Annotated in this window: 26 protein-coding genes and 4 pseudogenes; 9 read left to right on the forward strand and 21 right to left on the reverse strand. The window is 36.0% G+C overall.

The annotated features are described in order from the left end of the window. Positions 1–396: 396 nt before the first annotated feature. Together ACLKMH_RS23365 and ACLKMH_RS23370 are read right to left on the reverse strand one after the other, a co-directional pair. Positions 397–993 (reverse strand): LysR family transcriptional regulator substrate-binding protein, encoded by a 597-nt coding sequence (locus ACLKMH_RS23365; RefSeq protein ID WP_413700158.1) that lies wholly within the window; start codon positions 991–993, stop codon positions 397–399. Further along, a complete protein-coding gene (locus ACLKMH_RS23370; RefSeq protein WP_413700159.1) occupies positions 893–1,276 on the reverse strand; it encodes a LysR family transcriptional regulator in 384 nt (127 codons plus the stop codon). Before ACLKMH_RS23370 ends, ACLKMH_RS23365 begins: the two co-directional genes overlap by 101 nt. 145 nt (positions 1,277–1,421) lie before the next feature. Here ACLKMH_RS23370 and ACLKMH_RS23375 point away from each other — a divergent pair, with 145 nt between their 5' ends. After that, on the forward strand, positions 1,422–1,928 hold the full coding sequence (locus ACLKMH_RS23375) for a lactoylglutathione lyase family protein (protein ID WP_413700160.1): 507 nt from the start codon (positions 1,422–1,424) through the stop codon (positions 1,926–1,928). Between the two features lie 65 nt (positions 1,929–1,993). On the opposite strand, the gene ACLKMH_RS23380 is transcribed toward ACLKMH_RS23375, so the two are convergent. The 5 genes from ACLKMH_RS23380 to lgt form a co-directional block, all read right to left on the reverse strand. Continuing rightward, complete coding sequence (locus ACLKMH_RS23380) at positions 1,994–2,479, reverse strand: TerB family tellurite resistance protein (protein ID WP_413700161.1); 486 nt, start codon at positions 2,477–2,479, stop codon at positions 1,994–1,996. 12 nt (positions 2,480–2,491) lie between these two features. After that, on the reverse strand, positions 2,492–3,610 hold the full coding sequence (locus tag ACLKMH_RS23385) for a bacteriohemerythrin (protein ID WP_413700162.1): 1,119 nt from the start codon (positions 3,608–3,610) through the stop codon (positions 2,492–2,494). Between the two features lie 337 nt (positions 3,611–3,947). Continuing rightward, on the reverse strand, positions 3,948–5,552 hold the full coding sequence (locus tag ACLKMH_RS23390; RefSeq protein WP_413700163.1) for an ABC-F family ATPase: 1,605 nt from the start codon (positions 5,550–5,552) through the stop codon (positions 3,948–3,950). A gap of 311 nt (positions 5,553–5,863) precedes the next feature. After that, positions 5,864–6,715: a thymidylate synthase gene (locus tag ACLKMH_RS23395; RefSeq protein ID WP_413700164.1), complete on the reverse strand. Its 852-nt coding sequence runs from the start codon at positions 6,713–6,715 to the stop codon at positions 5,864–5,866. A 2-nt stretch (positions 6,716–6,717) separates the two neighbouring features. Beyond that, on the reverse strand, positions 6,718–7,530 hold the full coding sequence (lgt, locus tag ACLKMH_RS23400; RefSeq protein ID WP_413700165.1) for a prolipoprotein diacylglyceryl transferase: 813 nt from the start codon (positions 7,528–7,530) through the stop codon (positions 6,718–6,720). Positions 7,531–7,639: 109 nt separating this feature from the next. Here lgt and ACLKMH_RS23405 point away from each other — a divergent pair, with 109 nt between their 5' ends. Together ACLKMH_RS23405 and sstT are read left to right on the forward strand one after the other, a co-directional pair. Beyond that, positions 7,640–8,527: a DMT family transporter gene (locus tag ACLKMH_RS23405; protein WP_413700166.1), complete on the forward strand. Its 888-nt coding sequence runs from the start codon at positions 7,640–7,642 to the stop codon at positions 8,525–8,527. Between the two features lie 227 nt (positions 8,528–8,754). Beyond that, positions 8,755–10,066, forward strand: a pseudogene (gene sstT / locus ACLKMH_RS23410) (serine/threonine transporter SstT). Here sstT and ACLKMH_RS23415 read toward each other — a convergent pair. From ACLKMH_RS23415 to rppH, 5 genes and pseudogenes are all read right to left on the reverse strand, one after another. Continuing rightward, positions 10,022–10,798, reverse strand: coding sequence for a putative PEP-binding protein (locus ACLKMH_RS23415; protein WP_413702456.1), 777 nt, complete (start codon positions 10,796–10,798; stop codon positions 10,022–10,024). The pseudogene sstT and the gene ACLKMH_RS23415 overlap by 45 nt on opposite strands. After that, on the reverse strand, positions 10,776–10,877 hold the full coding sequence (locus ACLKMH_RS23420; RefSeq protein ID WP_413700167.1) for a hypothetical protein: 102 nt from the start codon (positions 10,875–10,877) through the stop codon (positions 10,776–10,778). Before ACLKMH_RS23420 ends, ACLKMH_RS23415 begins: the two co-directional genes overlap by 23 nt. A gap of 34 nt (positions 10,878–10,911) precedes the next feature. Continuing rightward, positions 10,912–11,481, reverse strand: a complete 570-nt coding sequence (locus ACLKMH_RS23425) for a PEP-utilizing enzyme (protein WP_413700168.1) — start codon at positions 11,479–11,481, stop codon at positions 10,912–10,914. Further along, entirely contained in the window at positions 11,429–12,220 is a 792-nt protein-coding gene (locus tag ACLKMH_RS23430) for a GAF domain-containing protein (RefSeq protein ID WP_413700169.1), read from the reverse strand. Before ACLKMH_RS23430 ends, ACLKMH_RS23425 begins: the two co-directional genes overlap by 53 nt. Positions 12,221–12,481: 261 nt before the next feature. Next, positions 12,482–13,021: pseudogene (gene rppH / locus ACLKMH_RS23435) on the reverse strand (RNA pyrophosphohydrolase). A gap of 608 nt (positions 13,022–13,629) precedes the next feature. Between rppH and mutH the strand changes: the two are divergent. The 6 genes from mutH (at position 13,630) to ACLKMH_RS23465 (ending at position 17,546) form a co-directional block, all read left to right on the forward strand. Next, positions 13,630–14,301: a DNA mismatch repair endonuclease MutH gene (mutH, locus tag ACLKMH_RS23440; protein WP_413700170.1), complete on the forward strand. Its 672-nt coding sequence runs from the start codon at positions 13,630–13,632 to the stop codon at positions 14,299–14,301. An 81-nt stretch (positions 14,302–14,382) separates the two neighbouring features. After that, entirely contained in the window at positions 14,383–14,709 is a 327-nt protein-coding gene (locus tag ACLKMH_RS23445; RefSeq protein ID WP_413700171.1) for a hypothetical protein, read from the forward strand. A 285-nt stretch (positions 14,710–14,994) separates the two neighbouring features. Further along, positions 14,995–15,156, forward strand: a complete 162-nt coding sequence (locus ACLKMH_RS23450) for a hypothetical protein (RefSeq protein ID WP_413700172.1) — start codon at positions 14,995–14,997, stop codon at positions 15,154–15,156. 77 nt (positions 15,157–15,233) lie between these two features. After that, a complete protein-coding gene (locus tag ACLKMH_RS23455) occupies positions 15,234–15,848 on the forward strand; it encodes a universal stress protein (protein WP_413700173.1) in 615 nt (204 codons plus the stop codon). A gap of 460 nt (positions 15,849–16,308) precedes the next feature. Next, positions 16,309–16,728 carry a hypothetical protein gene (locus tag ACLKMH_RS23460; RefSeq protein ID WP_413700174.1) on the forward strand — a complete coding sequence of 140 codons (420 nt, stop codon included), beginning with the start codon at positions 16,309–16,311 and terminating at the stop codon, positions 16,726–16,728. A 26-nt stretch (positions 16,729–16,754) separates the two neighbouring features. Further along, a complete protein-coding gene (locus tag ACLKMH_RS23465) occupies positions 16,755–17,546 on the forward strand; it encodes a hypothetical protein (protein WP_413700175.1) in 792 nt (263 codons plus the stop codon). 53 nt (positions 17,547–17,599) lie between these two features. Here ACLKMH_RS23465 and glgC read toward each other — a convergent pair whose 3' ends face one another. The 9 genes and pseudogenes from glgC to ACLKMH_RS23510 form a co-directional block, all read right to left on the reverse strand. Further along, positions 17,600–18,817, reverse strand: a complete 1,218-nt coding sequence (glgC, locus tag ACLKMH_RS23470; protein ID WP_413700176.1) for a glucose-1-phosphate adenylyltransferase — start codon at positions 18,815–18,817, stop codon at positions 17,600–17,602. A 393-nt stretch (positions 18,818–19,210) separates the two neighbouring features. Next, the gene (locus tag ACLKMH_RS23475; RefSeq protein WP_413700177.1) at positions 19,211–19,432 is read right to left on the reverse strand and encodes an HD-GYP domain-containing protein; all 222 of its coding nucleotides are present in this window, start codon (positions 19,430–19,432) and stop codon (positions 19,211–19,213) included. 31 nt (positions 19,433–19,463) lie between these two features. Then, positions 19,464–20,387, reverse strand: a complete 924-nt coding sequence (locus ACLKMH_RS23480) for an HD-GYP domain-containing protein (protein ID WP_413700178.1) — start codon at positions 20,385–20,387, stop codon at positions 19,464–19,466. A 592-nt stretch (positions 20,388–20,979) separates the two neighbouring features. Next, positions 20,980–21,525, reverse strand: coding sequence for a glutathione peroxidase (locus ACLKMH_RS23485; RefSeq protein WP_413700179.1), 546 nt, complete (start codon positions 21,523–21,525; stop codon positions 20,980–20,982). A 134-nt stretch (positions 21,526–21,659) separates the two neighbouring features. Further along, positions 21,660–23,209: pseudogene (locus tag ACLKMH_RS23490) on the reverse strand (cryptochrome/photolyase family protein). 4 nt (positions 23,210–23,213) lie between these two features. Next, positions 23,214–23,366: a DUF2256 domain-containing protein gene (locus ACLKMH_RS23495; protein WP_413700180.1), complete on the reverse strand. Its 153-nt coding sequence runs from the start codon at positions 23,364–23,366 to the stop codon at positions 23,214–23,216. Then, positions 23,366–24,878 (reverse strand): annotated as a pseudogene (locus ACLKMH_RS23500) (deoxyribodipyrimidine photo-lyase/cryptochrome family protein). Before ACLKMH_RS23500 ends, ACLKMH_RS23495 begins: the two are co-directional and overlap by 1 nt. Then, positions 24,875–25,072, reverse strand: a complete 198-nt coding sequence (locus ACLKMH_RS23505; protein ID WP_413702457.1) for an FAD-binding domain-containing protein — start codon at positions 25,070–25,072, stop codon at positions 24,875–24,877. Before ACLKMH_RS23505 ends, ACLKMH_RS23500 begins: the two are co-directional and overlap by 4 nt. Continuing rightward, positions 25,059–26,207 carry a DASH family cryptochrome gene (locus ACLKMH_RS23510; protein ID WP_413700181.1) on the reverse strand — a complete coding sequence of 383 codons (1,149 nt, stop codon included), beginning with the start codon at positions 26,205–26,207 and terminating at the stop codon, positions 25,059–25,061. The genes ACLKMH_RS23505 and ACLKMH_RS23510 overlap by 14 nt, the downstream gene beginning before the upstream one ends. Positions 26,208–26,464: the final 257 nt, after the last annotated feature.

Genomic DNA, 26,464 nt, shown 5'->3' on the forward strand with positions numbered 1-26,464 from the left:
AAATAGTCCATTACTCAAAATTATCTTGGCTCTCTCCCCGACAAGATACATCATCTTGTATTACAAGAAATGGCAAATGTTTAATAATTGGATCGTAATCACTCTAAATAAATAATTGATATTTCGCTCTTAGAAAGAAAAATAATGATGTTACTGGTATCAATAGCAACCAGCTATAGGTTTAGATTAAGAGTCATTATATTTACCTAACCTTCTGAAAAGTAATAAGATAAATAATATTTATGCAATTTCAGTTGATTTTTTAAGTAGCGATTGTTTTCTTCTGAAAATCTAAAAAGCATCAATTTGATAAAAACCCCTCGATAAATACCATGAAATTAATTGATGTGATGTAGGACAAGTAATTGGCTTTATTGTTGAAACACATTCATGCGCTTAAATATTCAAATGAGCTAATACCCTTTGATATCGTGATGCTAATTCTCGCCCTTTTTTATGTACTAAATATAAAGGTTCAGAAACAATTGTATTAGCTTGATGAACGTGTAATAACTCGGGTAAAGCAAATGCATTTAATGCACTTTGAGGTAATACAGTAAACCCAATTCCCTGAGAAATAGGCACTAAGATTTGACTTAATTGGTTAATGTACCCCGCCGATGGCACCTTTTCAGGATTGATTTTATCAAGGCCGGGTTCATTACAGTGGCTAAAATATAACGACAGGTAATACAGTGCATCAGGATGAGAGATTAAACCACATTCCATTAATAGTTCTGGCGTTAAGGGTTTATTTTCTAAGGACTTTGGTAAAATCAATGCAAGGACTTCTGTACCACAATTTTCACTGTTAAATAAATGTTCACTTGGTTTATCTGTAACAATACCTAAATCAAACAGTCCTGATTGAACTCCTTCTAAAATGCGTTTTTTAGGCGTCGCTTCTATATGAAAAGTTAATTGAGAATATTGCTTTTGAATCGCTAATAATTGCGGATAAATATGCAAAGCCATTGGCCCAGAACCAGGCAATTCGGCATTCCCCTAAGGTTGAATTATCAAACCCTAAGCTTTCAATTAATTGTGTTTGTTGCTCCTCAAGTTTTAAAGCATATTGATAAACTCGCCTTCCTTGTTCAGTGACTTCAAAAGTTTTGTTATAACGCTTAATTAATGCATGACCACAAATTGCCTCTAACTTAGTGATATGTTGACTCACACCAGGTTGAGTCATAAATAACTTTTCCGCTGTCTGGGTAAAATGTCCGACTTCCACTAAAGTTTTAAATGTTCGTAGCCAAACAGGATTAAGCAAGATATTTCTCCATTAATCTAAATCACCAACAAAATCATAACCAAAAATTATCATTTATATAATTAATCATAATTTATAATTTAAATTGATCAAGTGTATCTTTCTTAAATCAAAACAAACATGTTTACACAAAAGGAAAATATTTATGAAAAACACACCTTATCCACGTAATTTTTCGCACATTGGTATCTCTGTACCTGATTTAGAAGCGACGGTAAAATTTTATACCGAAGTGTTAGGTTGGTACATTATTATGGAGCCAAGTGAAATTCTTGAGGATGATTCAGCGATCGGTGAAATGTGCACAGATGTATTTGGTGCAGGCTGGGAGCGTTTTCGTATTGCGCATTTATCAACGGGCGACCGCATTGGTGTAGAGCTTTTTGAATTTAAAAACCAAGAAAACCCAGAGGATAACTTTGAATACTGGAAAACAGGTATCTTCCACTTCTGTGTTCAAGATCCAAATGTTGAAGAATTAGCAGAAAAAATCGTCGTCGCTGGTGGTAAAAAGCGCATGAAAGCGCCACGTTATTATTTCCCTGGCGAAAAACCTTACCGTATGATTTACATGGAAGACCCATTCGGTAATATTCTTGAAATTTATAGCCACAGCTATGAATTGCATTACTCAGCAGGCGCATACAAATAATACCCTTTGGCTTAACCAAAGTTGGCATTAACAAAAAGTCCGAGCTTAAATAAGCTCGGACTTTTTTATTTCATTTCATCTAATACTTTTAGTTTGGTACGGATAAACTCACTATGTGGCACATAAATGAGCCCTGCAACACGGCGAATAATGGCTTCTTCCATCTCATCTAAGTGGTCATCAGCATAGGCTGTGTGCCACATTGCTTCAATCACACTAATTCGTGTTTCATGATCAAGCTCTTCCAGTTGAGAAGTAAAATCGAATATAGATGTTGACTCCTGTACTTCCTCCTTAGCGAGGTTCATCAAAACTTGAACCTGTTCTTTGTCAAGCGCCAGTAATTTTATCAAATTCTTTTCGATACTGATCAACTCAACATCAGAAGTATCATGATTCGCATAAGCCACAGCACAGAGTAATGAAGCGATGGCAATACGGTTATCTTTTTGTTTATTTTCTTCTTCCACCTTTAAGATAGAAGATAAATAATTGGCTACTTTTTTATCAAAACAATGCTCTCTTAAATAACAATATATTAAATAGAACATGTTATGCATCACTTAGCAAGTACTTGAAGATACGGCACTGACGCAGTTTTTACCTTTTTGTTTGGATTTATAAACACCTTGATCCGAGAGTTTAATCAAAGCTTCATAATTTTCCAAATCTGCAGTGCGAGCGACCACACCAATACTAATGCTTCCCTTCCAAGGCTCCCCGCCTGTTTCAACTCTTAATTCAGAGACTTGTTGACGCATAAATTCGGCAACAGAAATACCACCTTCAAAATCTGTATTAGGACAAATAACAAGAAATTCATCGCCACCTAGACGGCAAACAATATCATCATTACGCAGGGTATGTTTAAGCATTTTAGCCAGTTCAATTAACACTTCATCTCCGGCATCATGACCATAGGTATCATTCACCTGTTTAAAATGATCCGCATCTATCATCATGCACACGAGTGGTGTATTTTGCGTAACAGATTCTTGCCATAATGCAGATAAACAGCGCATTGCTTTACGACGATTAGGTAATTCTGTTAACGCATCCGTTAAAGAAATCTCTTCAAGATGCTGATTGGCAACTAATAACTCCTTGGTACGTTCCTTTACCTTTTCTTCTAATGATTGATTCAGTTTCTTAAGCTCTCTATTTTTATCAGAAACCTGTTTAAATAAATTACTTAAAGTTGCAACCAATGGTTCAGTTGTAGAAGCTGATTGCTTTTCTTCTATTTGGTAAGCCTGATGTGCATCCATACCCGATTTTATGGCAAAAACCTGTCTCGCCATATTTTGGTCAATACCCAAAATATGATAGGCCAACCAATTGATCAGAAAATTTAATAAATCCTTAGAGGCATCAAAATTTTCCTTCGATAAACCTGCATGCATTGATTTTAAATCATTCATAAACTCTCTATGCACAACCATATGATAATTGAGATGGAGAGGCTCAATTCCCACTTCGCGCATTAATGCTTCTTCTTCTTGAAAGTGATAATCAGCATACTGATTTAACTGTTCTAAAATGGGCTTCATTTCTTCAAAAAGTACATCATCATTCGCTAACATATCGCTAAAATGATTAATCATATCAACAAGGCGATGATGCTGTTCATCGACTTCTGGTATGCCTGTTAGGAAGTGTTCATCCCAGTGAAATGATTCCATCTGTTTGTTCGCCTTAGTTATTTATTACTCATGAAAAATTTAAATAATATTGCCAAACACATCTTCCTCGGGACAAATTTATCATGACAAATAAATTATAGAAGAATAATACTAATCGTATTAATAATTAGAGTAATATTTGAATCAAATTAGTGCAGAAAATATTTGCGTATATTGTAATCAATATCAATTAAAAAAATTGATATAAAATAGGTAAAAGCGTGGTTAATTGGGGAGTGGCAGGCAAAAAAGAATGGTCGACAAAGATATGTAATCTAACTTGTTGATTAAAAAGAAACTGGAATAATTCATTCCAGTTTCTTGTCATTAAGGTTTATTAAATGGCGTTTTTAACCTCTTCTTGACTATCTAGATATTCATCTAATGTACCTTGGAAGTTAATCACATTTTTATTTTTAATATCGATAATACGCGTTGCTAATGAAGAAACAAATTCACGGTCGTGACTGACAAAAATCAACGTACCTTCAAATTCTTTCAAAGCATTATTTAAAGCTTCAATTGCTTCCATATCCATGTGATTGGTTGGTTCATCCATAATCAACACATTCAAGTCAGACATCATTAACATGCCAAATAACAAACGGTTCTTTTCACCACCTGAACAATTACGTGCTTTTTTATTAGCGTCATCTTCGCTAAAAAGAAGTCGTCCTAACATGCCACGCACCATCAAGTCGTTATGGCATGGGCGACGCCATTGCGACATCCAATCCATAATAGTTAAATCATTATCAAATAATTTACCGCTATCCTGTGGACAGTAACCTAAAATGGCATTTTCAGACCACTTAACCACGCCTTCTTTATTTTCTAGTTCATTCATCAAACAACGTAAAAAAGTCGTTTTACCGACACCATTTTCACCAATAACCGCAAGCTTTGCGCCAGCTTCAAGAATTAAATCACCTTTTTTAAATAACATTTCATTGTCAAAACCATGTCCTAGATTTTCTAAGACCAGTGCTTGACGATGTAGTTTTTTCCCAGCGACAAAGCTGATATTAGGAGTAAGACGACTTGAGGATTTCACTTCATCTAACTTAATTTTATCCATTTTTTTAGCACGAGAACTAGCCTGCTTTGCCTTTGAAGCATTGGCACCAAAACGGTTAACAAAGTCTTGCAACTCTTCAATCTCAGCACTTTTCTTGGCATTTCCTGCTAGTAATTGCTCACGTATTAAAGCAGATTGAGCTTGGTAGAATTCATAATTACCAGGATAAATGCGTAACTCACCATAATCGATATCGGCCATATGAGTACAGACCGCATTTAAAAAGTGGCGATCATGAGAAATAATAATCATCGTACATTTACGTTTATTTAATTCCGTTTCCAGCCAACTAATTGTATGAATATCAAGGTTATTGGTTGGTTCATCAAGTAATAGTATTTCTGGGTTTGCAAACAATGCCTGTGCCAATAAAACACGTAGTTTCCAACCAGGTGCAACCTGTTCCATTAAGCCGTAATGAAAGGACTCAGCGATACCCGCTTCTAGTAAAATTTCACCAGCACGACTTTCTGCACTATAACCATCCATTTCTGCAAACTGACTTTCAAGATCACCAACACGCATACCATCTTCTTCGGTCATATCAGGGTTCGCATAAATGCTGTCACGCTCCTGCTTAATTTTCCATAAAGCAGTATCTCCCATAATCACGGTATCAATAACGCTATAGGCTTCAAAGGCGAATTGGTCTTGACTTAATGTACCGACCTTAAACCCTGGCGTAATGGAAACATTGCCTGAAGTTGGAGCTAAATGACCGCTCAAAATTTTCATAAAAGTGGATTTACCACAACCATTCGCACCAATTAAGCCGTAACGATTTCCGTTACTAAATTTAGCAGATATGTTTTCAAATAATGGTTCTGGGCCAAATTGCATGGTGATGTTATTTGTGGTGAGCATGTACTTATTATTCCTAAATTTTGGAGAAAATTAATTGAGAGTTTCGAGTTAAAGACGTCATGCACACAATTACATAGGAATGTTAGATGCTGAAATCAAAACTTTCGCTTTACCAATAAGCGAAATAGAAAGTTATAAAACAAAATATGTTTATTCGGTCGCGCAGTATACAGCAAGAAAAACGTGATCCCCATCTAATATCTGTTTTTCATTGATTATTTTTTAAACGAAGAAAAAGGAGAGTTTAAAGGGGAGATAACTGTCTTAGCTATCTCCCTTTTTGAAGCTGTAATAATAAAGGCTGATTTTGGCTATACGGCAAAAGGATATTTAATGGCATCGTGGCATTGATAACCAACAACTTCAAAATCATCCATAGTGACCCAAGTTTCTAAATCTTGTAAGGATTTAATTTCAGGGTTTATTTTCAGCTGAGGTGAATCAAAAGGTTCACGCTTTAATTGCACATCAACCATGATTTGAAGCTGATCTTCATAGATGTGAGCGTTTACTATTTTATGGTATGCCTTACCTGCTTTTTTACCGGTAATCTGCGCCATCAATGCTAAAAATGTAAAAACTTGAACTTGATTAAAATTTAGCCCCAATGGTACGTCACAGGATCTTTGATAACTGGTTAAATGCAAGGTATCGCCCACCAATGAAAAGGTATGAGTATGCATACAAGGGCGCAAACAGCCTAGATCAAATTCCCCAGGGTTATAAAAAGTAATGATTTCCGCGCGATCATCAATACCATTAGTTAGGTTATCAACCACTTTTTTTAGTTGATCCATAAAGGAGCCATCTGGTTTTTGCCAGCTTCTAGCTTGGATACCGTATACCCTGCCCATATCATCTTCACCTTTACGGGCAGGATTATTGAGCCAAGCTTCATTTAAATTAGCATTTGCATCCCAGGTTTTAGTGCCTAATGCACGAAAATCAGCGACATTATCATAACCACGAATATAACCTAGAAATTCCGCTATTGCCGATTTGTAAAAGCTCTTACGTGTAGTGATCATCGGGAACTGATTATTTTTTACATCGTATTCAAGATCCGCATTAATAACGGTTAAACAACGTTTTCCAGTACGCTCATTCTCAATCCAATCCCCTTCATCAACAATGCGCTGACATAAAGCTAAATACTGCTTCATTATTATTTTCCTTTTATTTTGGGAGCGCTTTGACGCTGATATCCCAATACAATTAATGTGATACCAGCAATGACCATAGGGATAGACAGAATTTGTCCCATAGTGAGGCCAAAGGTTAAGAAACCAAGATGTGCATCGGGCTCTCTTGCAAATTCGACAATAATCCTAAACACGCCGTAACCCAGCAAAAACACTCCAGCGACAGAGCCAGCTGGTCGAGGCTTGCGAATGAATAGAAGTAAAATAACAAATAAGACTACACCTTCTAATGCAAACTCATAAAGCTGAGAAGGATGACGAGGAAGCGGCCCTGCGTTAGGAAAAATAATACCAAAAGGAGAGTCAGTAACACGCCCCCAAAGCTCTGAATTAATAAAGTTACCAATCCGCCCTGCCCCTAAACCAACAGGCAATAGTGGAACAATAAAGTCACCAACAGATAAAATAGAACGTTTATTTTTTAATGCATAAAAAATAATTGCCGTTATTACACCAACTACACCACCATGGAAGGACATTCCCCCTTCCCAAATTCTAAATAGGTATAAGGGATTATCTAAGAATTGTGAAAATTGATAAAAGAAGACGTAACCAGCTCGTCCGCCTAAAATAACACCCATAAAACCGTAAAATAACAGATCACTTGCATTTTCACGGGTCCACACGCCATCTGAACGATCACACTGGCGATTAGACATCCAAAATGCAAAGATAAAACCAACGAGGTACATTAACCCATACCAGCGCACATCAAGTGGGCCTAAACTGATCGCAACGGGATCTATCTCAGGTAAAACAAAATTTGAAGCAGACATTTATTTGTCTCATTTTAATATTTGATAAAGATCGTCATCATACCTTCTTGTACTCATTTACGAAACCAGATAGTCTAATTTCCCCTTCAAATAAATTAAGTTTTAAACTATGTATGTTGGAATGTTTCTCGCCCTATTAGGCACTTTGCTTTTCTCATTAAAATCAATTTTTATAAAATTCGCTTATGCACAAGGCTTAGATGCTAATTCAGTATTAGTTTTACGAATGGCCATTGCAGTGCCTTTTTATGTTGTTATTCTGATTTATTTATTAGTTAAACAAAAAGGTGAAGCCGTTGCGGTTATTTCTAAACCAATAACCTTACAGGTTTTAGGGCTTGGATTTTTAGGTTATTACCTATCTTCTTTGCTGGATTTAATGGGGCTTGAGTATATTAGCGCGCAACTTGAACGCTTAACCTTATTTACCTATCCCTTTTTAGTGGCCATCATTGGTTACTTTCTTTTTAAACATCCGCTCAGCAAACGCATGATTGCTTCATTGATTATCTCTTATCTTGGTTTATGGGTGGTAATGGGGCAAGAATTACAAATAACAGGTAATAACGTGTTATTAGGCACCTCTTTAGTAATGGGAGTCGCATTAAGTTTTTCATTTTATGTTTTACTCAGTAAAGCAATGATTCAACGCTTAGGGTCATTATTATTTACCGCCTTAGCAATGACGGCCTCTTCATTTTTAGTTTTTGCACACGGCGCCATTCAAATCGATTTTTCACAATTGATAATTACCCAGGAAGCCTGGGTTTGGTTAATGCTTTTAGCAATATTTAGTACTGTTTTACCCAGCTTTATGATGTCTGAAGCGATTCAACGCATCGGGCCAACTCAAACAGGAGTAATGGGTACACTTGGCCCAATTTTTACCATTATTCTTGCCATTTATTTATTAGATGAACCAATCACTGTGTATATGATTATTGGCATGTTAATGGTGACCTGTGGAGTAGGTGTATTATTAATTAAGAAAAATTAATTTCCCCCAAAACTATGATCTAAATGAAGTATTTTATCTTGAACTTCTCTACAATGCGCGCAATGTTGCCATAAGGGTAACGCACAATTGATAACAAAGTGGCCTGAAGAGACTCAATTTAAATATAATGAGTATAATATTTAATCATTTATTTTTTTGCTTGGCCCAATTCGCGATAGGACTGTGACGCTTTGTTTTATAATTCATTAATAAAATAGGTAAGTTATATGAAGTCCAATCCCACTATCACACAGCGTTTTTTTCAGGGCAGTTTAGTATTACAAATTGCGATTGGTATTATCGCAGGTGTTTTATTAGCCACTATTTCTCCAAAAACAGCAATGTCATTATCATTTTTTGGTAGTTTATTTGTTAGTGCCTTGAAAGCAGTTGCCCCTATTTTAGTATTTGTTTTGGTTGCTTCCTCTATCGCAAACCAAGAAAAAGGTACTCATACCAATCTTAAACCTGTCATTCACTTATACTTAATTGGTACACTTTTAGCAACAACCACAGCGGTAATCATTAGTGTTTTATTTCCAACTACCTTAGTTTTAACGGCAACAGATATTCAAGCTACGCCACCAGAGGGCATTGTTGAAGTATTAGATACGCTACTCTTTAAAATAGTAGATAACCCAGTTAACGCATTACTTAAAGGCAACTTTATTGGTATTTTAGCCTGGGCTGTTGGTTTGGGGTTAGCGCTTCAACATGCAACTGAAACAACTAAAAGCACCTTGCATGATATCTCTGATGCAGTAACAAAAATCGTTCATCTAGTTATCCGTTTTGCACCCTTTGGTATCTTCGGATTAGTTGCTCAAACGGTTGCAGAAACAGGGTTCGATGCTTTATTAGGGTACTCACAATTATTAGTCGTATTAATCGGATGTATGATATTTATCGCCTTAGTAGTTAACCCAGCATTAGTTTATTTCAAACTAGGTACTAATCCTTACCCATTAGTTTTCCAATGTTTACGTGAATCAGGTGTTACGGCATTCTTTACGCGTAGTTCAGCGACAAATATTCCTGTTAATATGGAAATCTGTAAAAAGCTTAAATTACATGAAGATACTTATTCCGTTTCAATTCCTTTAGGTGCGACCATTAATATGGCCGGTGCATCGATTACCATTACCGTATTAACTCTAGCCGCTGTGCATACATTAGGTATTGAATTTGATATTGCCACGGCTATTTTATTAAGTGTTGTCAGTCGCGGTTTCAGCCTGTGGTGCATCAGGTGTTGCAGGTGGTTCTCTATTGCTTATTCCATTAGCTTATAGCTTATTTGGAGTGCCAAATGAAGTGGCGATGCAAGTGGTTGCTATTGGTTTCATTATTGGAGTTTTACAGGACTCTGCTGAAACAGCATTAAACAGTTCAACAGATGTATTATTTACCACAGCAGACTTGTCGTGCGGAAGAAATGAAAAACTAAAAGAAGCGACTCAAAAAACTAGGGGAGATATCTCATCTCTCCTAGTCTTATTTCCCAGCTCGAATAAAACCTCCAAGCCCTTTTTCGTCTAAATACTGAATATAAATTTCACGTGTTTCTTTTCCTGTATTAGCTTTTAATGCCTTCTCAACACAATCCTCTAGTTCGTGTTTAGGCAGAGAATTAATAAGATATTTAACCTTGCCCATATTATTGGCATTCATACTAAGCTTTTTATAACCCATACCCAGTAATATCATGGCCCCAATTGCATCCCCTGCAAATTCACCACAAACACTCACCTCCAGTTCAGACTGTTGTGCATTATGTATAATAATGTTTAAACATTGCAAAACAGCAGGATGGTAACTATCAAATAATGAGGACACACGACTATTGTTACGATCTACCGCTAACAGGTACTGAGTAAGGTCGTTACTGCCCACTGAGATAAAATCAACTTGCTGTGCCAGTTGAGGAATAATAAAAATAGAGGAAGGTACTTCAATCATCACCCCTATCTTCGGCATTGGAAATGCTTCAGCAGATATCATTAACTCATACTTCACCTCATCCCATGCTTGATGAATAAGGTTTTTAGCTTCAATGACTTCGTTAATAGAACTGATCATTGGTAACATAATACGCAAATTTTGAGTCTCTAAATTTGCTTTTAACATGGCGCGAATTTGTATTAAGAATATCTCAGGATGATCTAATGTAAAACGTACACCTCGCCAACCTAAAAAGGGATTTTCTTCAACTATCGGGAAATAACTAAGTTGTTTATCGCCTCCGATATCAAGTGGTTCGCATGGTGACAGGTATTGTTTTGTACTGTGTTAATAAGGTTAAATAAGCTTCTTCCTGTTGTAACTCAGTAGGAAAGGCATCGGTCATCATGAAGGGTAATTCACTACGATATAAACCAATGCCATCAAAATGCCCAGCTATCGCGACGATGTTGATTCGCGTTTAATCCGGTATTTAACAAAATATCAACTTTAAAACCATCTTCAGTAATCGCTTCTTTATCCTCTCCCGAAGCAACTAATGCTTTTAAATCATTTTCTTCATCTAAAAAATGTTGATATTGGGTTAATAATGCAGGCACCGGCGAAATGACCACTGAACCAGCATAACCATCAACAATAAGTAACTGATTATTTAAATCGGTTAATGAGATGGGAACCCCCATAACGGCAGGAACCCCTAGAGCACGCGCTAAAATGGCGACATGGGAATTAGTACCACCATTGATAGAGATAATACCCCGCAAATTTTCTGTTGGCACAGTAGCTAACATCGACAGAGTGACTTCTTTGGCAACTAAAACTAACTCTTCTGGTAAAGCAACAAAATCCTCTACTTGCTGAGTGAGGTGATATAACAGGCGCTGTGCAACATCGCGAATATCAGATGCTCGTTCACGTAAATAATTGTCGTTCATTGATTCAAACTGAGCAATATAACCATCGGCTACCACTTTGATAGCGCTGGCGAGCATTTAATTGCTCTTGGTTTATCTTGGCATAAATTGCATTGATAAAGGCTTTGTCATTAAGAATATGAGAATAAATATCAAAAAGTGCAAAAGCATCCTTTGATAATTGTTCTTTAAGGGTCAATGCCATTCCAGAGAATTCATTGCTACATTTCTCAACCATCCTATCAAACAGCTCAATTTCTTTAGAGGTAGATTGAGTGGTTGTAATTTTTACTTCTTCTAAAGTTAAATTCGTTTTAACCACAAAAGCAGGTGCAATCGCAATGCCAGAGCTTGCTGGGGCTCCTTGCAAGCTAACAACATTAGTCGGCTGAAAATAGGCTCCTAACTGTAGACGTAACCCAGTATTCCCTAATAAGCTTGCTAAATGCATGGCAAGCGTGACTAAAAATGACTCTTCAAGTTCATTAAATAGGCGTGGTGTTTTTTGTTGAGCCACCAACACGCCAAGTACTTGACGTTGATGAATGATAGGCGTGCCTAACAAGGACTTAAAGTTATCCTCTTGGCTACCGGGTAAATATTTATAATGGGAATGCTCAGAGATGTTAGCGAGGTTTAAAGGTTCACCCTTTTGGTGGATTAAACCAACCACTCCTTCGCCATATTTTAAGAATTGTTGTGTCTGCCTATTATTAATCAGCCCTTCACTGGCCATTAAATTTAATTGTTGAGTTTGATCATCAGTAATGTAAATAGAGCAACAATCAACCTGCATTGCTAATTTGGTTTGCAACACTAAGGTATCCATTGGCAGCGATTAAATCCTTCGCATCACCGACTCCTTCTACAATTTTTCGCAACTGACTTAACATACACAACCCTTAAATAATTGTAATTAATTTGCACCTTTCATAATTTGAGATGTTTATATAAAAAGTACAATAAATTACTTAGGGTTAGCAATCTATGCTTAGTTCAAAAATAAAAAATGTAATGTATTAGATACACTACTTTTAATAATTAAAATAAGCATAAAGCACCAGGTTCTGAAATAATTTTACCTACTTTTATAAGGAGAACGACGATGGCGTTTATTTCTTTTTTATCATTAACTGTTTTCAATAATGAAAAGGCAGTTAATGAAAATTCTTTTAACGCTTTACGGTAAACTTCTCGTTTAAATGATACCACTTGTCGCACTGGGTACCAATAGGTCACCCAACGCCAATCATCAAACTCAGGATGTCCGCAAGCTTCAAATTCAATTTGTTTATCATCACTTATTAATTGTAATAAAAACCAACGCTGTTTTTGCCCAATACAAATAGGATCAGGGAATCCCAACGCACTAAACGTTTGGGCAGTTTATAACGTAGCCAAGCTCGGCTTGTTGCTATTAACTTAACATGCTCTGGTTTCAGGCCAACTTCTTCATATAACTCTCGATACATAGCTTGCTCTGGGGTTTCACCCTCCTTTATCCCCCTTGAGGAAATTGCCATGAGTGTTGCCCGTATCGTTTCGCCCATAAAACTTGGCTGTTTTTATTACAAATGATGATACCTACATTTGGACGATAGCCGTCAGTATCTATCACTAAAAATACCTTTAAGGTTAGACCATTACCCTGTATTTATTCTTTTTTGGGTAAGGTTAGCATCGTGCCTGCACGAGCCTAATAATTTAAACAATGAGCCATTCTTTCACAGAAAACGATCCTCATCAAATTGATAGTAAGAAAAGTGCTACATATCCACGAAAACTGTGCATAAGTTTGTGTATAAGGGAAATACTTCTATATATTATTTCCCTAATATAATATGCAAGATCTTTCTTATTTTAATTTAATATAAAATAATTTATTAAATATCATAATCTTGCAGAATAACTAAACAAGCCAACAGCTAAAAACTGTATGTACAGCCAGCAGTAACAATTCACAAGCAAATGTGAATATCTTCACAGTTCAAAAAACAAACACCTGCACTTTAGAAAGCCATATTTGTTTTATAATTAACCAATAAAAGTAACTTTTAAAAAATTTAAGCACTAGCTTTTTAAATCATGCACATACTTTTTGGAAAATATTAGTTACCCACATAAAAAGTGGATAACTCTGTGTAAGTAACTTGATAAAGCAATGAATAACCTTGAATATTTGTTAAACTTAACGCTAAAGAGTGATTTAAAGGTGAATAAATAACAATGATTGCAATGCCCAGCACCAACCAAGAACTATTAAACCTATGCGAAAATATTGCCGGGCATTCATTACAAGAATTGGCTGAAATGGCAAATATAGATATGCCTAAGGATTTACGTAAAAATAAAGGCTGGGTGGGACAATTAATCGAATGGCATTTAGGTGCAACGGCTGGTAGCAAACCAGAGCAAGACTTTAAACACCTTGGTATTGAATTAAAAACGATTCCAATTGATCACCGAGGAAAAGTACTAGAAACCACTTTTGTTTGTTCCGCACCTATCATCAATACCACAGGGTTAACCTGGGAAAACAGTAATATTAGAAATAAACTTAGCCAAGTTTTATGGGTACCAGTGCAAGGAGAAAGAAATATTGCCCTTCCTGAGCGTATTGTGGGTAATGGTTTTTTGTGGAAGGCATCCGCATCGCAAGAAATGCAATTAGCGCGAGACTGGAATGAGCTGATGGAAAAAATAGCACTAGGTGAAATAGAATCTATTAGTGCACGTGATGGTGCTGTTTTGCAATTACGCCCTAAAGCGGCTAATGGTAGAGCATTAACCGATGCCTTTGATCATAAAGGCAATATTATTAAAGTCAGACCTCGTGGTTTTTACCTTAAAAAAGAATTTACCCAGTCAATTATCAACCTACAATTTGATATAAAATAAAAAAACTAATTATGGCTAGAATTTAACCATTAGTTGCAGTAAATTATAGTTATGTTGTCACAACTTTATGAGCCGATAATTATGACTATTAAAAAACAATACTTAAAATCTAAGCCCGAAGTAAAAGTCACTTTTGAAATTGAAAAGGAAGATGCACAAGATGCAACAAGTATCGCGCTACTTTCTGAGCATAATGATTGGCAAGCAATCGAACTTAAACAATTAAAAAGTGGAAAGTTCAAAGTTGCTGTGAATATGTCAACGGCTGACGCGAAAAGCTTCCAATTTATTTTCCAGGCGACTAAAGAAGACAATCAAACTGTCATGATCTTGCCCGCTGATGCAGATGCCTATGTAGATAATGGTATGAATGATGGCGGTCAAAATGCCATTCTGGAAATCGCATAAACATATTTGATTACTAAAGTCGGGTGTATTCATTACTACCGACTTTAGTAATTACTAGCTAAAATCCTTCCTTTATTTCTAGCTCTTAGTTAGCACTTTGCTCTAGGAAATAAATGCTATAAAATGCATTCAACTCCTTGTGCCTTCAAAGCAATAACTATTTTCAATACATATAAAATTTATGCTCTAAAACATATTTATCCCTCAATTAATTGAGTTGCAAGGTGTTATATTAGGTTATTGATTCTATACCCAATCCACACTAATTAAAGTGAAGCATTCACCATGAAAACAGAGCAATTGATTTGGTTTATTGATAGCCGACATTTTTACTTAAATATTTCTCTGGATAAAATTATCCACCTTGCAAATACTCACCAGAAAAAATTACTATTATCATTGATGCAAGAGGGAAACCAACAGGCTCTTGGTATTCGCATTTATTAAATGAAAAAGCTTTATTATTTAACGACGAAAATATTCTGCTTGCTGAAAAACAAGTAAAATTACTTAACTTCTTCAAAATGAATGCGATTAAGGCTGAAGTCATTATTTGCCCATCAATTGATTACGCTAAAATCCTCAATAAAGAGATAGCCAAAAATGCTAATAGCTTAGTTGTCATCGAAGATTCACAACCAGCAAAAAGGCACCCTATTTTTCAATTACTCACACAGATTAACGCCCCTATTTTATTATTAAGCAATAAAACCTGGAAACATCCTCTTAATATCGTCGGTGCAATTGACCCTTTACATGAGAACGCTCGCCCTGAAACTATCGACGACAGCATAGTAGAAATGATGAGACATTGGGGAAGAGACTTAAAAGCCAAACCAACCATTGCTCACTGCTGTTATATTTCACCAGTTCTCTCACAATACAAAAAGAAAATAATGGCAGAACATCAAGAAGCTTTAAAAGCCTTTTCCAGAAAATTACAACTTAATAAAGATCAACAGGTTTTACTTGATGGTCAGCCAGAGGACATTCTTCCCTCTTATGTCAAAAATAATCAAGTCGATGTATTGTTTATAGGTTTAGTTGCAAGAAATAAACTCTCACAATTTTGGATTGGTAGTACAACCAGCGCATTATTAACGACTCCTCCTTGCGATCTATTATTAATAAAACATTAACGGATAATTGTTAACAAGCAATCACCACAGTTAGCTCGATAAAGCATAGAAATTAAATTTAGACTTGAGTATGTAAACTAAAATCTTTGCAACTCACCACACAATGGACATCACTAGCTGATGTCCAACCTCATAAGGCAAGAATAACACTTGTTATTTCTTCACTTTATCTTTTAAAATCGACTCATAAAAATAACAAAAACGAATTAAACTTAAATAACCTCAGTTCTGGATAATGGAAGCGAAATAACATTAAACTTCAATAGCTTAAAAAACATATCATACAGTGCTGTTAGTTTTGCGTAGTTCAAGGCGAATCATCGAAGCAATAACGGGTTATTGGGAGGTGATTTAACGCAGAAATACGCGTAAATAACGGTACTGTATCGTTTTGCTTATCCAGAACTGAGGTTAAATAGCAAATCAATCACTATAGACATATTAAAAGGGTAATAAAATCATGAATACCTATACCAGCAAAATGTGGATGGTTTTTTTATTTATCCTACTTAGCTTTCAGGCTTCCTACACATTGGCGCTAAGTAGTGTCAATGCTCCATCACTGAAAATCACTGAAGATACACAGAGCTTTTTCCGTGCAGAAGTTGGTATTCCCTATATTCTTGGAGACAATAATACTAAGTTACTAGCGCGTAACCTGGCCATGAAAGAAAACAATATAAAAATGTCTAAACTAGCAGGCGCCTCTATTCGTATATCTGAAAATAAAGAAAATGATCAACTAACACAACAGCAAATAGCACAATTAACCTCTACAATTATGATTGCAAATATCGTTAATGAACGCTTTTACGTAGCGGGTCAAAATATGGGGGTATTTCTTACCGTAAAGGTCGATATTGATAAAAAAGCATATTAGAAAAACTTAAAAAGATAAATGAAGATGTGTCTCTGAAACAAAAATTTGACCTTGCTGTGGAAGAAAATAATAAGTTACTTGATGAGCTAAAGCGACTCGATACAAAAATGCAGTTAACCTCGCATACTCCCTCTGAAGATTTTATGTTAACGAGGCAAAAGCTTATCAATAGCATTTATACAAATAGTGCTAGTTATGAAGATGATACAAATAAACAACTTGCGATTGAAAATGCGCAAAAAGCAATACAAGAGCAAACCAGTAGTGATGTTATTAGCATTGAAAGTATGAAATATACTCTGTCTAAAATAGAGCCAACAATTAATCCTAGCGAAGCGATTTATACGGTGAATAAGTCTGATAATACGGTTAACATCGAAATCAATATTGCCTATCAACCAAGCAGTGACCCTATCCCACAAAAATTCATGGGAGAAGAAGATGCTTACGGGCTTAAAAACCTGCAATTAAAAGGCTTTGAGGTAGCATCACAAACAAACTTAAAACTGACAGCACAAGATACTAAAAATGGCTCAAAGGGCACCGAAAATCAACAGGTCGTGTATATCGTTAAGAAACGAAAAAGTAAAGTTTCACCTAGAAGCAAAGCCTTAGTGGAAGATTTAAATAGATTACAAGTGAAGATTGAATTAATGATCGGGGAATACAGCGCACACTTAAACTTAAGCAAACATAATATCGATAACTTATCTTTTCAATTTAAAGGTAATGAGCAAGTTAAGCTGAAAAACATCCCCAAAGAAGTGGCCGAGAATACCCCACTAACAACACGAGTAATTATTTTTAACCAAGAATAAAGATACGATTTGATAGCCTCAATTGAATAACATATTCAATTGAGGCTTATTTATTAACTAAACTGGTAGGATTCAGGCACAACAACTATACCACCTTCTGAAATGGTAAATAACTTAGCATCTTCTTCTCTGTTATAACCAATTTGTGTGCCAGCAGGAACTATAACATGCTTATCAATAATGCAATTTTTAAGCTCGCAATTCTCACCAACTTCCACATAATCAAATAGAATACTGCCATCGACCTTTGCATTATCATTGATCTTAACGTTTGATGAAAGCACTGAGTTTTGTACTGAACCACCTGAAATAATCACACCACTAGAAATAAGTGAGTTTATAAATACACCTTGTTTTCCTGTCGCTGAAGAGGTGGTTCGTGCTGGTGGTAATTGTCGTTCGTAGGTTCTAATAGCCCAATTACTTTGATATAAATCCATTGGAGGAACAGGTTCTAAAAGGTTCATATTTGCTTGGTAAAAGGCATCAAGCGTTCCCACATCGCGCCAATAGGCATCTTTCGTAACACGCCCGGTTTGTTCACCAAACTTATGAGAATACACTTTATCTTTTTTAATTAATGTAGGAATAATATCTTTACCAAAGTCATGGCTGGAAGCAATGTTTTCAGCATCTTTTTCTAATGCTTCGATTAACGCATCAGTGGTAAAAACATAAATGCCCATTGATGCAAGACTCTTTTCGGAGTTATCAGGTAAAGCAGGAGGTGATTCGGGTTTCTCCTCAAATGCGATAATCTTATGAGTCTCATCTATCGCCATAACACCAAATTCAGATGCTTCTTTTATCGGCACTTCCATACAACCAACCGTTAAGTCCGCGCCATTTTCCTTATGTGATTGCAACATTGGAGCGTAATCCATGCGGTATATATGGTCTCCTGACAGCACCACCACATATTTAGCTTCACTTCGGGATAACAACCATAAGTTTTGATTAATCGCATCCGCGGTTCCGGAATACCATTTATTACCCTTACGCATTTGTGGTGGAACAGCGGTAACATATTCGCCTAACTCAGGATTAAAAACAGACCAACCATCACGTAAATGCTTTTGTAATGAATGAGATTTATACTGCGTTAAGACAAGAATACGTCTTAAGCCTGAGTGCAAACAATTAGTTAATGTGAAGTCAATGATTCGATATTTTCCGCCAAAAGGAACGGCGGGCTTTGCTCTATTATCTGTCAGTGGTGATAAGCGAGAGCCTACTCCTCCAGCTAAAACAACTGTCAATGTATCCTGCATTATTATTCCCCTAATGATATAACGATAAATCTTTACGAATGGTTATTAAAAGTACAATACAAGGATCGCGCCAAATATAGGCACTTCTCAATTTACTATCAAAATGCTCAACAAGGGGTACAAAAAACAGATGAAATTAGAGACTAAAAAGTAAAATAAGTTAGCTTACGCCTATCATCTACTAAACTGAGAAAATATCTTTTTTATAAGAACAAACTCTTTAGGACTAAAAAATTTTCACCAAAACAGATCACAGGCAACATTATATTTTGATAAAAATATAATGTTGCACTAGTTTGGAGGTATAACAAGTTTAAAACGCACCAATTAGGGAAATTAAATAAATATCTATAGGCTGTAAATCAAATTATTTGCACAGTAATTGACTTAAATTTAATCTTTAAATTCTTCACGTGTATCTAAAAAATCCTGTAAATTATCAAAAAATAATGCGATCAATTTAGGGTCAAAGTGTTTACCACTTTCTGCCTTTAGATAATTAAATACCTCTTCATCTGTCCATGCTTTTTTATATTTTCTTGCACTACTAAGTGCATCAAAAACATCCGCTAATGCAGTAATGCGCCCATAAATATGAATTTTTTCGCCTTTCAATGCATACGGATAACCACTTCCATCATATTTTTCATGATGCTTGCAAAGCTATAATAGCGGCGGTTTTGAAGATATCTCTTTGTGAATGTTTCAGCATGTCATAACCAATCTGAGAATGCCCTTTCATAACATTGAATTCTTCACTAGTTAATTTACCCGGCTTATTCAGAACAGAATCTTCTATCCCAATTTTACCTATATCATGCATAGGACTAGCAAGCTTTAAGGTAAATGCCTTTTTTTCATCTAAACCAGAAAGCTTCGCTAGCATATAAGAATATTTAGCAACTCGTTTAACATGCAAGCCTGTTTCCTGTGAACGTGTTTCTCCAATTGCACCAAGTGTATAAATAACTTCCTGCTGAGTGCTGATAATCTCTTCATTGAGGCTTTCTATTTCTGATAATTTATCTTCAACCATAGATTCAAGGTTATGTTGATAGTCGAAAAGCCTTTGCTCATTTGATTCCATAATGTAAGTGAAATAAGAGCTAAGTTGAATCATAAGAGCAAGGCTAACTAACATAGTGATAAAAGTAACCGAGTCAATGTTATTTAACGGGGATAAAAAATATGAAAGGAAGATAATTATAATCGCGCTAGAAAAAATAAACCCAACTTTTCTTCCACCGACATAAAAAGAAATAATGACAATAAAATAAAACCAAATCATTCTAAATGCGTCTCCCGGCACATTAATCAGCGCAACAGCAGAAATAAGTAACCCAACACTAAGAATGATATTAAATATGTATTTATACTTTTCTGGGAATTTTTTTAAATATAACAGACTAAAAATGCCAACAAACCAGAAGCACAGTAACATGATGTTTTGTAGTAAGTTCTGCGGGATAGAACCAAGAAAACTTAAAGCAGGAAAGATAAGAGAATATATAATAATAATACCGCTTATAATTTTGACTAACGCAGTCTTTTTGGCAATATTTTCCTCCATTTTTCCCCCTAATATTTATTCGCAAGCCCTTTATTAAACATCTGTTTAAGCGTCATTAAATAAGCCCCTAAACGAAGCATACAGACAATGTTCATTATTAATTAAATAACGAAAAATCAAAAAAACATAACACCAACATACTATAGTACTTTAATCAGGCTTTTGCATTAAACAAATCTGATCAAATATGTGTTCTAACTTTCATATTGGGAAGACTTTGAAGAGAAGAAATTGATAATAAGTCTGGGCGAAATACTCAACAAAGAAATTAAGCATTGTTTGCTGTTAGGCCTTATTGTATTGCTTAACAGCTTTTAAAATAAGTATACCCTTTGCCAATCAAGGTGCTTTGTTCAGTCGTTAGCTCGGACTGCAAGACAAGGCGCAACATGATGACAATGGCTAGCCCTTATCAAGTGTTGCAACGAAGAATTGCTTTTCGAGCTAGCGACCCGCAGGGCAAATTTTGAGGCAAGTATCTTCGTTGTTAGAAAGTCTTGATTGAACCAGTTAGATCTTCAACTTTCTGCCTAGAAGCTACTCACCTCAGAACTTGCTGAACTTTGCATCTTGAATGGTAACGGGTATATTACTACTTTAGTTGTGTGGCAATTGCATCCACTAATATTGAGTGTTCAATGGTCATATCGGGAGCAAAGCGCCCCACTACCTCGCCTTTAGGACTGATTAGAAATTTCTCAAAATTCCACATTACATCTGTTTCTTCTTTGTTCAATAAGCCAAGTTCTTGCAATTTCGCTTTTAATTCACCATCAGGCAAAGTTGTACGTTCAGGTTGAGCTTCAATCAATACTTGATATAAAGGATGGCGACTTTCACCATTAACATCAATTTTTGCAAACATAGGAAACTGTATACCAAAGGTTGCACGACAAAACTCCATGACTTCAGCATCACTCCCCGGCTCCTGTTCAGCAAACTGATTACAAGGAAAACCAAGCACTTCAACGCCCTTTGCTTTATTAGCTTCATAGAAAGCTTCTAGTTGCTCATATTGCGGCGTTAAACCACACTTCGAAGCAACATTAACTATAAGTAAGGTTTTACCTGCGTAATCGACCATTTTTTTAGTCTGACCGTCAATAGTAACCACATCAATATCGTAAATTGTACTCATAGAAAACTCCAATAAATTAGTTAATAGGTATTTGTTAATCAGTGTTTTTAAATCTGTGTTTATTAATAAGACATACTCTAACCAAACATTAAGTTACGCAAGCTATTTTTCAGGTAGCTAAAGACAACTGCTCTTTACAGGGTTTCAATATTAATTAATAAGTTGGCGACTTTTTCTCGGATTGCTATTTTTTGAGAATCCTCAGTTTTCTCCCAATTACGAACAGGAAAACTCATACGAGGATTTTTGGCAAACTTATCATAGTGAGTATCAATAAAGTTCCAATACAAGCTATTTAACGGACAGGCATCTTCAGTGACTTTTTCTTTCACGTTATAACAACATCCTTTGCAATAATCGCTCATTTTATTCACGTAGTTACCACTGGCGGCATAGGGTTTTGTCGCTATCCAGCCTCCGTCAGTAAATAATGCCATACCGCGCGTATTTGGTAATTCAACCCACTCAATGGCATCGATATAAATGCCGAGATACCAGTTATCAACTTCATCGGGAGCCAAGCCCGCTAATAATGAAAAATTGCCCGTGATCATCAAACGTTGTATATGGTGTGCGTAGGCATGATCAAGTGATTGAGAGATAGCACTTTTCATACACTGCATTTTTGTATTCGCATTCCAAAACCAAGAAGGTAAAGGACGCTGTGCTTGTAAGAAATTTTGTGTTGCATAATTTGGCATATTCGCCCAATACATACCACGAACATATTCACGCCACCCCAGAATTTGTCGAATAAAACCTTCAATTTGGGCGATATCAATTCCACCCTGTGATTGCTCGTAGGCTTGTAACGCACTATTAATCACTTCCATGGGATGAAGGATTTTGCAATTAATAGCAAAGCTCAATCGCGAATGATACAAACTCCACGCGTAAGGTGATGCCATGGTCATTGCATCTTGAAAATGCCCAAACTTAGGTAATTGATACTGACAAAAGTATTCAAGTAAATTTAATGATTGCTCACGGTTAATAGGGTAAGCAATCTGACTCTTTTCTCGTCCCATAGTTTTAACACTATGATCCTTTATTCGTTGTAAATAGAGCTCAGCTGGGTTATCAAATAGCAAAGGTTTGGGGATCACTTTAAGATCTGCTTTTTTTAAGGATTTTCGATTCTTAGCATCAAAGTTCCATGCATCACCCTCTGGTTTGCCTCCTGCATAAGAATCGAAAAACGTTTACGCATGTAACGATAAAAATTCTCCATTCTGACATGGGTTTGTGGCGCAAAGTGATTAACTAATTCTTCAAAAGGTAATAAAAAATGTTCACTCTCAGCTTCATAAACAGTCACACTCAACTCTGAAACTAACTTGTAAAGTTGTTCACGTAAACGATATTCATCGGGTCGCTGAAAGGTAAAATCCTCACACCCCAAACGCTTCACTAAGGTTGAAATCAGATCATTTATATCGGTATATTGCTTAGTTTCATCTAATGTTAAATAACAAACACGATGACCTTGTTTTTCTAATTGCTGTGCAAAGTCATGCATAGCGACAAAAAAAGCCGTGATTTTTTGGATATGGTGCTGAGTATAATTAGCTTCTTGGTGTAATTCAGCAATGACATAAACAACGTCATCATTAGGCTGTTCAAACCAACTATGCAAAGGGTTAAGTTGGTCCCCTAAAATAAGCCTTAAGTGTTTTGCCTTCATAGTATTACCTTTTTATGACTGATTTATTTTTATTGCGTCGGCACCGTTCTGAACAATACAACACACTTTCCCAACAGGCCTGCCATTTTTTCCGCCACGCAAATTCTTTTTTACAGGTGGCACAGATCTTATGATCTAATGTTAGTTTTTTATGCATTATTTACTCTTTTTCGCTAATGGTCTCGCACGCACATGTTTAGCAAGAATACGGCGCCCTTCATTTTTACTGTCGCCGCGCTTGCGAAAACCCCAAAATAAATCACGAGCAATTTTGCCTGTAACCTCAATATCAACCATTGGATGTGGGTAGTTCTTCCCTAATTCAAACAGATAAAACTGTTGCTCCATGGGTGATAATAACCAAGGTGTGTGTATTATTTCTTTGGGTAATTCACCTAACTGAGGTAACCATTGACGGATAAATTCACCATCAGGATCTTTATCAATAGACTGTTTTACGGGGTTATAAACACGAATTGCATTAGTACCTGTCACTCCTGATTGCATTTGAAATTGTGGATAATGAATGCCCGGCTCAAAATCCAGAAACAAACGAGCTAAATAAGCCACGCCTAAACGCCAATCAACTAACAGGTGATGACATAAGAAACTCACTAACATGGCTCTCATACGAAAATTAAGATAGCCAGTTTTAATCAAACAAAGCATACAAGCATCCACCAGCGGGTAGCCTGTTTGGGCAGTTTTCCAGCGTTGTAAACGCTCATCAATCGTTAACATGCAATGTATATCAGGATACATTAACTTGCTGTAAGCTTTATTCACCGGTCGCCATTGCATTTCATGTTCACTTTCAAATTTTTGCATAAAATGGCAATGCCAATGTAATCTTGAAGCCAAAGCATTCAGTGGCTTTTTCCATCCTTTATTACTGTGTTTCAACAAAATCTGTTGATACAACTGCCTTAAACTAATATTCCCCCAAGCAAGATAAGGAGAAATTCGAGAACAACTTTTACGGCTTTGCAACGGTTTGGAAATATCGAAGTGATAATGTTTACCGCGTTCAGTTAAAAAGACTGCAATATTTTGCTCGCCCAAGCTTCCCCACCCTTTAACATGAACTCATTTGCGGTAGACCATGACGCTGGCAAAACACTTTCCGGCAAAGATTCAATCGCACTGATTGGCAATAACACTTCAGAATTTAGTTGTGGCTGAGCTAAATTATCAAGCATCATTTGATGCCAATTATCATCCCAGTTTTTACGATTTTTTTGCCACGAATAACACCTCCCGAAGGAGATTCTTGCCAAACAATATTGTGTTCATTACACCAACTCTTAACTAACAGGTCACGATTAAAGGTATTTAATAAACCTATTTCTTGATGACTAAATAGATGTCTAATATTGAAGCGTTCATTTATTTCGTTTAATCCTTTTAAAGCATCTCCGAGATACACATAAACTTGGGAATTAAAGTTTAAAAGTTGCTGATTAATATCTTCAATAGACTGCAAAACAAATCGCCAATGTCGTTCATCATAATGCTCATCAGCGATTAATTCCGGTTCAAAGGCATAATAAAGCAACGTTTTACCTGATTTTACTGCACGCGCTAAGGGTTCATGATCACTTAAACGAAGGTCTCGCTTCAGCCAAACAACATTAATCCACTGCGCTTCAGTTAACGGTGTTTCAATCAACGAGGCCAATCCACAATATCAAAGGAGTCTAACGACTCATCAACAGACTCATTACCTTCAAGCCACTTGTCTTGATATAAGCCATCGGCATCATACAGCCCAGTTTGTTTTTCAAGATTAAAATGTCGACCGCCACGCGGGTCAACACCAACACCTGCTATATACTGCCAATTTCCCCAGTTAACAGCGAGCATCGTAATCAATTAAATGCTCCTCAAACCAAGTCGCCCCATAGCGCCAGTCGACACTTAACTCATTAACCAAACAACTAGCGACAATTTGTCGTCCACGATTACTTAAATATCCACTTATTCTTAACTCATTCATACATGCATTTACTAAAGGATAAGGCGTGCGCCCTAGGCACCATTTTTTAAAACGTTCAGGATAAAAAGTGGTTAGAGGACTGGAAGTCGCAAGGCCTTTAAATTGATAGATTTTTTCTTGGATGTTGAAGTGCAACCACTGAAAATACTCACGCCACAATAACTCTGCATAAATCCACTCAGTGGAACTGTTTTTTTCATATTGAAGCTCAAACTTGCTGAGCACTTGGAACACTTGCCTTGGAGAAATACAACCATATCCTAACCATGGCGAAAGCTTAGTACTATTTAAAAAGCCATCTAATTCATTTCTCACTTGCTTATAAGTTAAAGGAGCATCCGATGAAAAATAACTATTAAGATGCTTTAAAGCCTGTTGCTCTCCACCAGCAAAATAATGCCCCTGCTTTACTTCTTTAATGGTATTTTTGGTTAACCATTCGGGCCTGTTAATAGTTTGTCCCGATAGCGGATTAAACATTGTAGGCAAGCAAGTAATCTCAGTAATTGGCTCAGGCACAATAACCCCAGCTATGGATTTTTTAAATTTAGAATAACTAATAGGTAATTCATTAAGAGAAAAAGGCAGTAGTTTCTCAGTGAAAAGCGTGAATTGTTCTACTTGATGTAACTTGATTGTAGGCAATTGATTTTCAAGGTTAACAGACAAACGATTTTCGAAAGTGCCTGGCAATCTAGTTTTAATAACATCGGTTATTTGATATTCCAGACAAAGATCAACCAACACAGATAAAGGTTCACCATAAACAACATGCAACTGTTGCCCTAACGCCATCAAACTCTGATTGAAATCTTTTAAGGAATTTTGCAAAAACTGCCAACGATTATCACCTAACGCTTTAGATTGGTATTTATTAGACTGAAACCATTTTTTATCAATTACATAGACACAGAGTAATTGTTCACTTTTAGAGGCGAATTGGAGTGCTAAATTATCATTAATGCGAAGATCTTTAGTGACAAAATAGAGGCATCGTTTCATGGTATTTAATCCAATTATTAAAAAATACAGATACGATTGATAACTAAAATAGGATCAATAAATTGTTTAGGTTGTTGATGCTACTGTATGGGTTTGATTTATATGAATTGAAAAAATGAGTACAAAATGAGTCTATCTATCCACATGATGAACCATTGACTTTTAGCTTTAACATATTGATTTAGTGTTTCATGAGTGTATCTTATCGTTAGTTTAACAAATAAATATATTCCCAATTTCCAGCAGAAATACGGATT

The organism is Psychromonas sp. KJ10-10, assembly GCF_047323245.1.
Lineage (GTDB): Bacteria > Pseudomonadota > Gammaproteobacteria > Enterobacterales > Psychromonadaceae > Psychromonas.

Coding starts and splice junctions, on each gene's coding strand:
- ACLKMH_RS23375 (WP_413700160.1), top strand. CDS start 1,422: ATGAAAAACACACCTTATCCACGTAATTTTTCGCACATTGGTATCTCT.
- ACLKMH_RS23380 (WP_413700161.1), bottom strand. CDS start 2,479: ATGTTCTATTTAATATATTGTTATTTAAGAGAGCATTGTTTTGATAAA.
- ACLKMH_RS23385 (WP_413700162.1), bottom strand. CDS start 3,610: ATGGAATCATTTCACTGGGATGAACACTTCCTAACAGGCATACCAGAA.
- ACLKMH_RS23390 (WP_413700163.1), bottom strand. CDS start 5,552: ATGCTCACCACAAATAACATCACCATGCAATTTGGCCCAGAACCATTA.
- ACLKMH_RS23395 (WP_413700164.1), bottom strand. CDS start 6,715: ATGAAGCAGTATTTAGCTTTATGTCAGCGCATTGTTGATGAAGGGGAT.
- lgt (WP_413700165.1), bottom strand. CDS start 7,530: ATGTCTGCTTCAAATTTTGTTTTACCTGAGATAGATCCCGTTGCGATC.
- ACLKMH_RS23405 (WP_413700166.1), top strand. CDS start 7,640: ATGTATGTTGGAATGTTTCTCGCCCTATTAGGCACTTTGCTTTTCTCA.
- ACLKMH_RS23420 (WP_413700167.1), bottom strand. CDS start 10,877: ATGATGACCGATGCCTTTCCTACTGAGTTACAACAGGAAGAAGCTTAT.
- ACLKMH_RS23425 (WP_413700168.1), bottom strand. CDS start 11,481: ATGCTCGCCAGCGCTATCAAAGTGGTAGCCGATGGTTATATTGCTCAG.
- mutH (WP_413700170.1), top strand. CDS start 13,630: ATGATTGCAATGCCCAGCACCAACCAAGAACTATTAAACCTATGCGAA.
- ACLKMH_RS23445 (WP_413700171.1), top strand. CDS start 14,383: ATGACTATTAAAAAACAATACTTAAAATCTAAGCCCGAAGTAAAAGTC.
- ACLKMH_RS23450 (WP_413700172.1), top strand. CDS start 14,995: ATGAAAACAGAGCAATTGATTTGGTTTATTGATAGCCGACATTTTTAC.
- ACLKMH_RS23455 (WP_413700173.1), top strand. CDS start 15,234: ATGAATGCGATTAAGGCTGAAGTCATTATTTGCCCATCAATTGATTAC.
- ACLKMH_RS23460 (WP_413700174.1), top strand. CDS start 16,309: ATGAATACCTATACCAGCAAAATGTGGATGGTTTTTTTATTTATCCTA.
- glgC (WP_413700176.1), bottom strand. CDS start 18,817: ATGCAGGATACATTGACAGTTGTTTTAGCTGGAGGAGTAGGCTCTCGC.
- ACLKMH_RS23480 (WP_413700178.1), bottom strand. CDS start 20,387: ATGGAGGAAAATATTGCCAAAAAGACTGCGTTAGTCAAAATTATAAGC.
- ACLKMH_RS23485 (WP_413700179.1), bottom strand. CDS start 21,525: ATGAGTACAATTTACGATATTGATGTGGTTACTATTGACGGTCAGACT.
- ACLKMH_RS23495 (WP_413700180.1), bottom strand. CDS start 23,366: ATGCATAAAAAACTAACATTAGATCATAAGATCTGTGCCACCTGTAAA.
- ACLKMH_RS23505 (WP_413702457.1), bottom strand. CDS start 25,072: ATGCTCGCTGTTAACTGGGGAAATTGGCAGTATATAGCAGGTGTTGGT.
- ACLKMH_RS23510 (WP_413700181.1), bottom strand. CDS start 26,207: ATGAAACGATGCCTCTATTTTGTCACTAAAGATCTTCGCATTAATGAT.